This is a genomic window from Aminobacter niigataensis (assembly GCF_014200015.1).
Lineage (GTDB): Bacteria > Pseudomonadota > Alphaproteobacteria > Rhizobiales > Rhizobiaceae > Aminobacter > Aminobacter niigataensis.
Window position 1 is genome coordinate 1 of the sequence record NZ_JACHOT010000004.1, and the last position, 12,282, is coordinate 12,282.

Consider the following 12,282-nt stretch of genomic DNA (forward strand, 5'->3'; position numbering starts at 1 on the left):
TTCAAACTGTCAACGACCTTTTTCCAACTTTTGCGAATTTTTTGCGACAAACTCCCAAACACCAACAAGACCCTGCGTAACCTCACCAAGAATTCTCCTCGCACCGGCCTCAAGGCGTCAGGTCAACCGCAATCTGGACGCGAAAACAAACACTTGACCCATCGCAAGGCGGGAAACGGCTGTGCGAATCCCGATTCCCGAGCTCGAAAAAAGCTTAGCCGGGCGCGAAAATTCCCGTCCCGGCGGCCAGAAAGATGATTCAGCGGCGATTCACGCGGCCGAATCCCTGAGCTCGGTCAGATCGAGCCGAATCCGCCCGGCGTCGGCGTGGTGACGATCACCGCCTCGCCGGCCTGGAGCACGGTCTGGTCGCAGGCTTTCAAGACGTCGACCGAACCGTCGGTGCGACGCACCTTGGTCGAGCCCTTCTGGCCCTCGCCGCCACCGTCCAGTCCAAGAGGCGGGCGCGAACGATGCGACGACAGGATCGAGCACTCCATCTTCTCGAGAAAGCGGATGGTGCGGCGCGTGCCGTCGCCGGCGTTCCACCTGCCCTTGCCGCCCGAACCTTCGCGGATGTGGAAATCCTCGAGCAGGACCGGGAAGCGCAGTTCGAGGATCTCCGGATCGGTGAGGCGCGAATTGGTCATGTGGGTATGCACGCCGGACGTGCCGGCAAAACCGCTGTTGTCATTCATGCGGCCGGCGGGCGAACCGGAGCAGATCGTCTCATAATATTGGTAGGTGGCGTTGCCGAAGGTCAGGTTGTTCATCGTGCCTTGGGCGTTGGCAAGCGCCCCCATAGCGCCGAAGATGGCGTTGGTGACGTGTTGCGAGGTTTCGACATTGCCGGCGACGACAGCTGCCGGATAGGACGGCTTCAGCATCGAGCCGTCAGGTATGACGATGTCGATCGGCCTGAGGCAGCCGGCATTCATCGGGATATTGTCCTCGACCATGACCCGGAAGGCATAAAGCACGGCCGCGCGGGCGACGGGCTCGGGCGCGTTGAAGTTGTTCTTCATCACCGGCGAGGTGCCTGTGAAGTCGACCGTTGCCTTGCGCTTGGCGCGGTCGACCGAGATCTTCACCTTGATCACCTGGCCGGTGTCGGTGGGGTATTCATATTGGGAGCTGTCCGGCAAACGTTCGAGCACGCGCCGCACGCTTTCGGCGGCGTTGTCCTGGACGTGACCCATATAGGCCTCGACCACATCGAGCCCGAAATGGGCGACCATCTTCTTCAATTCCGCCACGCCCTTCTCGTTGGCGGCGATCTGGGCCTTGAGGTCGGCGATGTTCTGGTGCGGGTTGCGGGCCGGGTAGGGATGGTCGGTCAGGAGTTGGTGCAGTTCCTTTTCGCGAAATCTTCCACGCTCGACGAGGCGGAAATTGTCGAACAGCACGCCTTCCTCGTCGACCGTCGTCGCCAGAGGCGTCATCGAGCCAGGCGCGGTGCCGCCGATATCGGCATGGTGGCCGCGCGCGGCGACCCAAAACAGGATGCGGGGCTTACCCTCCCCCCTCGAGAGGGAGGTGGCGGCGGAGCCGCCGGAGGGGGTCAGTTCGGCAGAGCTCGAGACACCATCTGCGCCTCCGCTCTCGGAGACGACCCCACCCGGCCGCTGCGCGGCCACCCTCCCCTCAAGGGGGAGGGAAAGGTCCTCGAACACCGGCGTGACGACAGTGATGTCGGGCAGATGCGTGCCGCCATTATAAGGAGCGTTCAGCGCAAAGACGTCGCCGGGATGGATGTCGCCTTCGTTGAGGCGGATGATGGTCTCGACCGAGCGGTCCATCGAGCCGAGATGCACCGGCATGTGCGGGGCATTGGCAACCAGCGCACCGGTGCGGTCGAAGACGGCGCAGGAGAAATCGAGCCGCTCCTTGATGTTGACCGAATAGGCGGTGTTCTGCAGCGTCACCCCCATCTGCTCGGCGATCGACATGAACAGGTTGTTGAAGACCTCGAGCATGACCGGATCGGCAGCGGTGCCGATGGCGGCGCGGCGCAGCTTCTTCTTCGTGCGCCGCATCAGCACGTGGTTGCGCGCGGTGATCTCGGCCAGCCAGCCCGGCTCGACGACGATGGTCTGGTGGCTCTCTATAATAAGAGCGGGTCCTGACACCTTATATCCAGGGCTCATGTCGGCGCGGCGGAAGACGCCGGCATCGTGCCAGCCGCCCTCGGTAAAGATCCTTCTCACCTCTGAAGCGGCGGCCTGCTTGTCGTCAAGCTCCGCCTCGCGTTCGGAGAGCCCGCGGGCGCTGCCGTCGCGGCCTTCCAGCGCCACGGCTTCGACGACGATGGGCTTGTCTTTATATATAAAGCCGAACTGTGCCTTGTGGGCGGCCTCGAAGGCGGCCTTTGCGTCCGCGATCGAACCATGTTCGAAGCCCACCGGCAGGGCGGTGTCGGTGCCGTCGTAGCGGACATGCAGGACAGGCCGTACGGCGACATCCTGTTCGGCGATGGCCTGGCCGGCGAGTTCGGCCAGCACCTCGGCGCGGAGGTCGTTTATCAGGGCCTCGATGTCAGCCCGCGATTCCTCGCCCAGCGGCATGAGCAGCGCCTGCTGGCGCGAGGCGAAGACCGAGGACAGGCCGATGCCATAGGCAGACAGCAGGCCGGAAAAGGGGTGGATCAGCACCGCCTCGATGCCCAGCGCATCGGCGACCAGGCAGGCATGCTGGCCGCCGGCGCCGCCGAAGCAGTTGAGCAGATATTCCGTCACATCGTAGCCGCGCTGGACCGAGATCTTCTTGATGGCGTTGGCCATGTTCTCGACGGCGATGGTGACGAAGCCCTCGGCCACGGCTTCCGGGCTGCGGCCATCGCCGATCTCCCGTGCAAGGGCTTCGAATTTTTCGTGCACCACGCCGGCATCGAGCGGCTTGTCCTGGCCGGTGCCGAAGATCGCCGGGAAGAAAGCGGGCTGCAGCTTGCCGAGCATGACATTGGCGTCGGTGACGGCGAGCGGGCCGCCGCGGCGGTAGCAGGCGGGACCGGGATTGGCGCCGGCGGAATCGGGCCCGCAACGGAAGCGGCCGGCCTCGAAATGCAGCACCGAGCCGCCACCGGCGGCAACCGTGTGGATGCGCATCATCGGCGCACGGACGCGGACGCCGGCGACCTCGGTGTCGAAGCTGCGTTCGTACTCGCCATCATAATGGGCGACATCAGTCGAGGTGCCGCCCATGTCGAAGCCGATGACCTTGTCGAAGCCGGCGAGTTTTGCCGTCTCGACCATGCCGACGACGCCGCCGGCGGGACCGGACAAAAGCGCGTCCTTGCCCTGGAACAGGTCGGCGGCGGTGAGTCCGCCGGAAGACATCATGAACATGAGGCGGGGGTTTTCACCCTCCCCCTTGTGGGGAGGGTCGGCACGCAGTGCCGGGGTGGGGGTGGATCTGGCTTCACCCCCACCCCGTACGGCTTCGCCGTCCGACCCTCCCCACAAGGGGGAGGGTAAAGCGCCCAGTTCCCCCGCCACCTGGCTGACATAACGCGACAGGATCGGCGACAGGTACGCGTCGACCACCGTCGTATCGCCGCGGCCGACGAGCTTGACCAGCGGCGAGACCTCGTGGCTGACGGAGACCTGGGTGAAACCGCATTTGCGGCAGACGGCAGCAACGGCGCGCTCGTGCTCTGGATACTTCCACGCATGCATGAAGACGATCGCAACTGCGTCGATGCCATCGGCCTTGGCCTGCATCAGGATCGGCTTGATCTCGGCGATATCCAGAAGCCGCTCGACGCAGCCATCCACCCGCACCCGCTCGTCGACCTCGACGACGCGCTCATAGAGCTGCTCGGGCAGGATGATCTCCTTGGCGAAGATGTCGGGCCTGGCCTGGTAGGCGATGCGCAGCGCGTCGCGGAAGCCCTTTGTAATAAGAAGTAGGACTCGGTCGCCCTTGCGTTCGAGCAGCGCATTGGTGGCGACCGTCGTGCCCATGCGGATGTCGCCTATGGCACCCACCGGGATTGCGGCGCCCGGTGCCAGTCCAAGCAGGTCGCGGACACCCTGGATCGCGGCATCGCGATAGGCCTCGGGATTTTCCGACAGCAGCTTGCGCGGATGGAGATTGCCCTGGGGGTCGCGGCCGATGACGTCGGTGAAGGTGCCGCCACGGTCGACCCAGAAATCCCACTTGCCCGACATGACGCTCTCCCCATTCGCTGTCGCGGTATCGCCCGAACACGATACCGCTTGCGGGGAGGAAGCGGCAGGGCTGCCGTGCCGTCAAGAGTAGAAAGCCTGTCCCACGCTGTGGCGTTGCGGGTCAGGCCTCCTGGTCGTAGAGCACGACCATCAGCGCTCTGGCCGTCTCGGTGCCGCCATTGGTGATCTCGTGGCCGATGTCGGCGCGATAGCGGGCGGTCTCGCCGGTCAGGAGTTCCTGCCGGCCAAGTTCGGTCTCGACCAGCAAGCCATCGGTGTAGGCCGTGAGATGCTCGAAGGTGCCCGGCGCGTGCGGGGCGCTCTGCAGCTTGGAGCCGGGCGCGATCTCGACCTCGTACCATTCGACGCGACCGGCGAGCGCGGGCGAACTCAGGATGCGCAGCCGCCAGGCGCCGTCTGGGCTCTTGATCTCCGGCGTCAGCGCCAGCGTCACCAGTTCGATGGCCTCGGCCTTGCGCTGGTGCGTGATGCCGCCCGCGATGAGCTGGGAAAAATCGATGCCGAGCGCCTGGGTCAGCGACCACAGAACCGCGAAGGTCGGATTGGCCTCGCCGCGCTCGATCTGCGACAGCATCGAGCGCGACACGCCTGAAAGCGCCGCCAGCCGGTCAAGCGTCAGATGGCGCTCCTTGCGTTCCTTCTGGAGCACCGGACCGATCTTCGGCGCGTTGTTCACTTCCATATGCGGCCTCCCCCAAAGCTGGCACACTGATAGCACCGTGCCTTGCGTCCTGCGAGGCATTTGCGTCTGGTATGCTGGCCCAATTGGATTCCGCTAGACTTAACACGATATCCATTATATCGGAATTTCTATCTTAACGGATGGCGAGACCGATGAGCCAAGATTTCCTTTCCCACATATCGAGCGTTCTCAAGGGCATCGAGGCCGACGGCCTCTACAAGCGCGAGCGCGAAATCACCGGCCCGCAGTCGGGGCGCATCAAGGTGAAGGGCGCGTCGGGCGAGCGCCAGATGGTCAATCTGTGCGCCAACAACTATCTCGGCCTTGCCGACAATGCCGATATCCGCAAGGCGGCTGCCGCGGCCCTCGACGAGTTCGGCTTCGGCATGGCCTCGGTCCGCTTCATCTGCGGCACCCAGACCCTGCACCGCGAACTGGAGCATGCCATCGCCGACTATCTCGGCAAGGACGACGCGATCCTGTTTGCCGCCTGCTTCGACGCCAATGGCGCACTGTTCGAACCGCTGCTCGGCGCCGAGGACGCCATCATCTCCGACAGCCTCAACCACGCTTCGATCATCGACGGCGTGCGGCTCTCCAAGGCCAAGCGCTTCCGCTACGCCCAGGGCGACATGGACGACCTGGAAACCCAGCTCAAGCAGGCCGCTGCCGACGGCGCGCGCTTCAAGCTGGTCGTCACCGACGGCGTGTTCTCGATGGACGGGCACATCGCCAAGCTGAAGCAGATCTGCGACCTTGCCGAGCGCTACGGCGCCATCGTCGCGGTCGACGATTGCCATGCCACCGGCCATATCGGCGACGAGGGCCGCGGTACGCCTGATCTGACCGGGGTCGGCAGCCGCGTCGACATCGTCACCGGCACGCTGGGCAAGACGCTGGGCGGCGCGATGGGCGGCTTCATTGCAGCGTCGCAGCCTATCATCGACCTGTTGCGTCAGCGCGCGCGCCCTTATCTCTTCTCCAACAGCCTCGCGCCAGCAGTGGCCGCAGGCTCGTTGAAGGCAATTGAGATCGCCCGTGCCGCAGACGACCTCCGCACAAAACTCGGCCGCCACACGACGCGCTTCCGGGAAGGCCTGACCCAGGCCGGTTTCACGCTGCTTCCGGGCGAGACGCCGATCATTCCGGTCATGCTGGGCGATGCGGTGCTGGCGCAGCGAATGGCCAAGGCGCTCGACGAGCGCGGCGTCTATGTCGCCGGCTTCTTCTATCCCGTGGTGCCGCAGGGCAAGGCACGCATCCGCACCCAGATGTCGGCCGCCCTCGACGACCAGGACATCACCTTCGCCATCGACGCATTTGCCGACGCCGGCAAGTCGCTCGGCATCATCTGATTTTCAGGAGTTTTCCCATGCGCGCACTGGTCAAGGCCAAGGCTGAACCCGGCATCTGGATGGAAGACCGGCCCGTGCCGGAAGTCGGCCCCGACGACGTGCTGATCAAGGTCAACAAGACCGGCATCTGCGGCACCGACATCCACATCTACAAGTGGGACGAATGGGCGGCCAGGACCGTGCCGGTGCCGATGGTCACCGGCCATGAATATGCCGGAGAGATCGTCGAACTCGGTTCGCATGTGCGCGGCTTCAAGGTCGGACAGCGCGTTTCGGGCGAAGGCCATGTCATCGGCATGCGCAGCCGCGCCAGCCGTGCCGGCCGCTATCATCTCGATCCGGAGACGCAAGGGATCGGCGTCAACCTGCCGGGCGCCTTCGCCGAATATGTCCGCATCCCCGCCTTCAACGTGGTGCCGCTGCCCGATTCGATCGACGACGAGCTGGGCGCCATCCTCGACCCGCTCGGCAATGCGGTGCACACGGCACTTTCCTTCGACGTCGCCGGAGAGGACGTGCTGATCACCGGTGCTGGGCCCATCGGCATCATGGGTGCAGCAGTCGCCCGCCACTGCGGCGCGCGCCATGTCGTCATCACCGACGTCAACCCGAAGCGCCTCGAACTCGCCACCCAGGTGGCCGACGTCACCCCCGTCAACGTCGCCCAGGAAGAACTGCGCGACGCCATGGGCCGCCTCGGCATGCGCGAAGGCTTCGACGTCGGCTTCGAGATGAGCGGCTCGCCTGCCGCCTTCGACCAGTTGATCGAGCACACGCTGATGGGCGGCCGCATCGCCCTGCTCGGCGTGCCGGCCAAGCCCTTCCCCATCGACCTCGCCAAGATCGTGTTCAAGATGATCACGCTCAAGGGCATCTACGGCCGCGAGATGTTCGAGACCTGGCACAAGATGCTGGCGATGCTGGAGAGCGGCCTCGACATCCGCAAGGTCATCACCAGCCGGATGAAGGCCGACGACTACCAGGCCGCGTTCCACAACGCCGCCAACGGCGAGGCCGGCAAGATCGTGCTCGAGTGGTAAGCTTTTGCCGCCACGTTTGAACAAGAGGCCGCGCGACTGCGCGGCCTTTTTCATGAGATCTCCGGCCTTCAAAAGGTGAGGGGGATCTGATGCGTGGCAGAAACAAAAAACCCGCGGAAGCTGCCTTCCGCGGGTTTGCCGTTCGCAGCCGATGGACAGGCCTACGCGGCCTTGCTCAGCGGCAGGCCGAGTTCCTCGCAGATTCCACGGACATGGGCGGCGCTGTCCTTGATGTAGTCGACCGTCTCGGCATAGTGGTAGTTCTTCACTGCCCAGGCAGCGAAGCTCTCGCGGTCCATGACCTCGCCGCTGGCGATGCGGGCGGCATAATCCTGCACCATCTTCATGTAGTCGGCATATTCCTCGACGCTCAGGTCGGGATGGCCTTCGAGCCATTTCGGATCGGCGATCTCGATGATCATCTTGGGTGGATTGCGCGGCCGGTCAGAGAAGGATTCGTAGTTCTCGATCGACAGGTTGAGATGCGGGTTGGCCTCGGCCAGGATCGGCATGACGGCACGGAAATCGACCACGCCGCCGCCACAGGGACGCATCTGGAAGTCGAGCACTTCGCCATCATAGGCGATCAGCGCGTCCTTGATGTGGGTCTGGCGCACGTAAGGCGCGACCCGCTTCGCTGCCCACACCGGATGCTCGGCGCGCTGCAGCACATTCGCCGTGTCGAAGACGATGCCTGTGGTATCCGGCCCGACTTCCTCGACCAGCCGCACGAGTTCGAAGGACGTGATCTCCTCGTGCGTCTCCAGGTTCATGTGGATGCCGAGGTCGCGGGCGATCGGCGCAAGCTTCTTGAGGAAGCGCGCCGTGGCGTCGAGCTGCTCGCGCCAGGTGACGTCGGTGCGGAAACGGTCATAGGCAAAGCGGCCGGTGAAAGCCGGCTTGTAGTTGGCGGTCGCCACCCACAGCTCGCGGCAGTCGATGGCGGCACAGGCCTCCATCATGCGGCGGAAGCCGAGCACGATGTCGCCGTCGCCGATCAGCCTGAGTTCTGGCGCCTCGGGCGTGGCGAAAGGGTTGACCTTGCCGAGACCGGTTTCGAGATACATGCCGAGCTCATTGGCGCGCTGCTTGATCTCACCGAGATAGCCGGCATCGAGCGTCGGGCTCATGTCGAGCACGGTGCGGAAGAACAGGCCCTCCATGCCCAATTCCTTGGCATGGTCGAAGCTGGCCACGGGGCCGCGCTTGGCGGCTTCGGGGATCTTGCGGCCATCGACACCGATACGCATCGGCAGTCTCCTTAGTAATGTCAGTTTGCGGTTTCGAGGCGGCGCGCCGCACGGCGGGCGCGGCCGACAACGGGATCGGGCACCGGCACGGCTGCGAGCAGCGACTGGGTGTAGGGCATCTGCGGGTTGTCGAAGATCTGCTCGCGCGTGCCCTGCTCGACCACCTTGCCCTTGTGCAGCACGACGATCTTTTCGCAGAGGTGGCGGACGACGGCGAGGTCGTGCGCCACAAAGACGATGGCGAGGTTGAGCTTCTTCTGCATGTCCTGCAGCAGGTTGATGACCTGCGCCTGCACCGAGACGTCGAGCGCCGCCACCGGTTCATCGCAGACAAGGATGCGCGGGCGGATGACAAGCGCCCGGGCGATGGCGATGCGCTGGCGCTGGCCGCCGGAGAAGGAACGCGTGTAGCGGTCCATGTCGTTGGGATTGAGGCCGACCATCTCCATCATCTCGGCGACGCGGGCACGCCGTGCCGCTGCCGTCGGTTCGAGCTTGTGGATCAAGAGGCCCTCGCCGATCAGCTCCTCCACCGTCATGCGCGGGTTGAGACTGCCGTAAGGATCCTGGAACACCATCTGCACTTCGCGGCGGAAGCGCCTGAGATCCTCGCCCCTGGCGTGGATCACGTCGATGCCGTCATAGGTGATCGCGCCCTCTTCCGGCTTGATCAGCGCCAGCATGCACTTGGCGATGGTCGACTTGCCGGAGCCGGATTCGCCGACCAGGCCGATGGCCTCGCCGGTGTCAACGTTAAGCGTCACATCGTGCAGCACCTTGGCCGGCGGGTTCGGGAAGGCGTTGTACGACTTGCTGATGCTGTCGATGGACATGAGCATGATCAGGCACCCTTCCCGTCGAGCAGGTGGCAGGCAACACGCGACATGCCGACCGGCTGCAGCGCGGGCAAATCAACGCCGCAGCGGTCGAAACGCTGGTCGCAGCGCGGGTGGAACGGGCAGCCGCTCGGCCGGGCCAGCGGCGGCGGCGGCGCGCCGGGGATGGCGTAAAGCGTGTTGAGATCCTGGTCGATGCGCGGCACCGCCTTGATCAGCCCTTGCGTGTAGGGATGGCTCGGCTTGGCGAAGACGCTGGCGACCTCGCCGTCTTCGACGATGCGGCCCGAATACATGACCATGACGCGCTCGGCGAAGCCGGCGACGACGCCGAGATCGTGGGTGATGAACAGCACCGCCAGGCCGCGCCGGGTCGAGACGTCGTCAAGCAGGTCGAGGACCTGGTCCTGGACGCGCACGTCGAGCGCGGTCGTCGGCTCGTCGGCGATCAGCAGGCGCGGCTCGCCCACCAGCGCCATGGCGAGCACGACGCGCTGGCGCATGCCGCCGGAGAATTCATGCGGATAGGCATCGAGCCGTTCGGCGGCGCGGTCGACGCCAAGCTCGTCGAGCACGGCGAGTGCCCGCTTGCGCGCCTCGGCCTTGCCGATGCCGCGGATGCGCAGCGTCTCGGCAACCTGGTCGCCAATGGTCATCAGCGGGTCGAGGAAACTCATCGGGTCCTGGAAGACCATGGCGATGGAGCTGCCGCGCAACTTGCCCATGTCGCGGTCGGAAAGCTTGAGCAAGTCGGTGCCATCGAAATCGACCCGGCCGGACAGCTTGGCGAGGCGGTCGAGCCGCATCAGGGCGCGCGCCGTCAGCGACTTGCCCGAACCGGACTCGCCGACAAGCGCGACGCGCTCGCCGACGCCGATGGTGAAATCGACGCCGTCGACGATGCGGACGCTCGACCCGCTGCGGCCGAGCGGCATGTCGACGGTGAGCTTGTCGACGCTGATGAGCGGCTGGCGAACCGGAACCACGGAAGCTGCGTCCGGCAAGGGATGTACTGTCTTCATCTCAGTTGCCCCTCAAGGACGGATCGCGGCGGACCTGGATGATGTCGCCCAGAAGGCCGAAGGCGATCGAGGTGATGGCAACCGCTGCACCCGGAGCGACGACGGTCCACCAGGCGGTCGAGACATAGCCGCGTGCGCTGGCGATGGTGGCGCCCCATTCGGCGCTCGGCGGCTGGGCGCCGACGCCGATGAAGGACAGGCTGGCCAGCACCAGCACCGTGGTGCCGATGTCGCCGGCCCATTTGACGATCAGCACGTCGAGCGAATTGGGCAGCACGTGCTTGGTCATCAGCCGCCATTTCGACACGCCCAGCACCTGGGCGCCGGCGACGAAGGGCTGCTCCATCGTCTGGCGCATGATGCCGCGCAGCATGCGGGCGGTGATCGGCCAGCCGGTGATGGCCATGGCGATGACCGCCGAACGCAGGCTGGCACCCATGGCGGCAGCAAAACCGAGCGCCACGATCATGCCAGGTAGCGCGAGGCCAATGTCGGTAACGCGCATCAGCGCCTCGTCGAGCCAGCGCGGGCCGGCGGCGGCGACGGTGGCGAGGGTAACGCCGATCAGGGAATAGAGCGTCACCACCAGGAAGGCCGAGAGCAGTGTCGTCTGGGCGCCGACGATCAAGCGCCAGAACACGTCGCGGCCCTGGTCGTCGGTGCCGAACCAGTTCGCGGCACTCGGCGGCATCAGCGAATTGGCGATGTCGGAACTGTAGATGCTGTCAGGCGCCAGGAGCGGCCCGAAGATGGCAATGGCGAGCAACGCGACGACAAGCGAGAAGACGAAAATCTCGAAGGCCGAGAAGCCTTCCTTGCGGCGGGCTGCCGGCTGGGCGATGGCAGGGGCGGTCATTGGCCTTGGCTCCCCAGTTGTGCGGCGCGGATGCGCGGGTCGACCAGAAGCTGGAGGATGTCGACGACGAGATTGACGAGGCAGACGACAGTGCCGATGAACATCACCGAGCCCAGCACAGCGAATGCGTCCTTCTGGGCAACGGCATTGAACATGTAGGCGCCTATGCCCTGGCGGGCGAAGACGGTCTCGACCAGCACCGCCGAGCCGATCATCGCGCCGGCCTGCGTGCCCGAGAGCGTCAACACCGGGTTGAGGCTGTTGGGCAGAGCGTGGCGCACCAGCATGTGGCGGGCCGTGGCACCCTTGGCGCGCACCGCCATGATGAAGTCGGAGCGCAGGACGCCAAGCAGCGACGCACGCAAGGTGCGGAAGATCTGCGTGGCAAAGAGCGCCGCCAGCACGGCTGCCGGCAGGATGATGTGGTGCAGGGCGTCGAAGAAGGCCCCGAAATTGAGCGCCATCAGCGCGTCGAGCGTCGGTGCGCCAGTGACGATCGGCGACGCCATGCCGTAGCTCTGCTGGCCCGAGATCGGCACCACGCGCCAGACGCTGCCCAGCACATATTGCAGAACCAGCGCCAGCCAGAAGGCGGGCATGCCGCCGAGCATGACAGCCGTGATGCGACTGGTCGCGTCAAAGACGCCGCCCTGGCGGTAGGCGGCAACGATGCCGGCCGGGATAGCCACGGCCAGATTGAGCAGCATGGCGATGAAGACGAGTTCCAGCGTGCTTGGCAGCACCTTCTCCAAATCGGCCAAAACGGGCTGGAGCGTGACGATGGAAGTGCCCAGGTCGCCGCGCAGGAGGCGACCCAGGAAGCTGAAATACTGCATGATGACCGGGGCATCGAGCCCCAGCCTTTCACGCACCGCCTCGATCTGTGCGGCGGAAGCGTCCGCGCCGGCGGCCATCTGGGCCTCGTCGCCGGGCATGAGCTTGATCATCAGGAAGACCAGCGAAGCCAGCCCCCAAAGGGTCAGCAATGCAAGGCCCAGGCGTCGGGACAAAAACCAGGAATAGGCGCGGAACGCGAGCATCTCAGACCTCG

10 protein-coding genes are annotated in these 12,282 nt (G+C 65.2%); 3 read left to right on the top strand and 7 right to left on the bottom strand.

The window, feature by feature from the left end; translation table 11 throughout:
• Positions 1-258, top strand: a 258-nt coding sequence (locus GGQ99_RS26015; protein WP_210307907.1) for a hypothetical protein, incomplete at its 5' end; no start/stop codon positions are given.
• Positions 259-296: 38 nt separating this feature from the next.
• Here GGQ99_RS26015 and GGQ99_RS15215 read toward each other — a convergent pair.
• Both GGQ99_RS15215 and GGQ99_RS15220 read right to left on the bottom strand, forming a co-directional pair.
• On the bottom strand, positions 297-4,169 hold the full coding sequence (locus GGQ99_RS15215; RefSeq protein ID WP_183263191.1) for a hydantoinase B/oxoprolinase family protein: 3,873 nt from the start codon (positions 4,167-4,169) through the stop codon (positions 297-299).
• Between the two features lie 121 nt (positions 4,170-4,290).
• Positions 4,291-4,872 carry a helix-turn-helix domain-containing protein gene (locus GGQ99_RS15220; protein ID WP_108605903.1) on the bottom strand — a complete coding sequence of 194 codons (582 nt, stop codon included), beginning with the start codon at positions 4,870-4,872 and terminating at the stop codon, positions 4,291-4,293.
• A gap of 152 nt (positions 4,873-5,024) precedes the next feature.
• Here GGQ99_RS15220 and GGQ99_RS15225 point away from each other — a divergent pair, with 152 nt between their 5' ends.
• Positions 5,025-6,227: a glycine C-acetyltransferase gene (locus GGQ99_RS15225; RefSeq protein ID WP_183263192.1), complete on the top strand. Its 1,203-nt coding sequence runs from the start codon at positions 5,025-5,027 to the stop codon at positions 6,225-6,227.
• Between the two features lie 17 nt (positions 6,228-6,244).
• The gene (tdh, locus tag GGQ99_RS15230; protein WP_108605905.1) at positions 6,245-7,267 is read left to right on the top strand and encodes an L-threonine 3-dehydrogenase; all 1,023 of its coding nucleotides are present in this window, start codon (positions 6,245-6,247) and stop codon (positions 7,265-7,267) included.
• A 161-nt stretch (positions 7,268-7,428) separates the two neighbouring features.
• Here tdh and GGQ99_RS15235 read toward each other — a convergent pair whose 3' ends face one another.
• Genes GGQ99_RS15235 through GGQ99_RS15255 form a run of 5 tightly spaced genes read right to left on the bottom strand, consistent with a single transcriptional unit; the run spans position 7,429 to position 12,271 of the window.
• Complete coding sequence (locus tag GGQ99_RS15235; RefSeq protein WP_183263193.1) at positions 7,429-8,517, bottom strand: sugar phosphate isomerase/epimerase family protein; 1,089 nt, start codon at positions 8,515-8,517, stop codon at positions 7,429-7,431.
• A gap of 20 nt (positions 8,518-8,537) precedes the next feature.
• The gene (locus tag GGQ99_RS15240) at positions 8,538-9,356 is read right to left on the bottom strand and encodes an ATP-binding cassette domain-containing protein (protein ID WP_108605907.1); all 819 of its coding nucleotides are present in this window, start codon (positions 9,354-9,356) and stop codon (positions 8,538-8,540) included.
• A gap of 2 nt (positions 9,357-9,358) precedes the next feature.
• Positions 9,359-10,375, bottom strand: a complete 1,017-nt coding sequence (locus GGQ99_RS15245) for an ABC transporter ATP-binding protein (protein WP_246389608.1) — start codon at positions 10,373-10,375, stop codon at positions 9,359-9,361.
• Position 10,376: 1 nt separating this feature from the next.
• The gene (locus GGQ99_RS15250) at positions 10,377-11,231 is read right to left on the bottom strand and encodes an ABC transporter permease (protein WP_108605908.1); all 855 of its coding nucleotides are present in this window, start codon (positions 11,229-11,231) and stop codon (positions 10,377-10,379) included.
• Positions 11,228-12,271: an ABC transporter permease gene (locus GGQ99_RS15255; RefSeq protein ID WP_183263194.1), complete on the bottom strand. Its 1,044-nt coding sequence runs from the start codon at positions 12,269-12,271 to the stop codon at positions 11,228-11,230. Before GGQ99_RS15255 ends, GGQ99_RS15250 begins: the two co-directional genes overlap by 4 nt.
• Between the last annotated feature and the right edge of the window lie 11 nt (positions 12,272-12,282).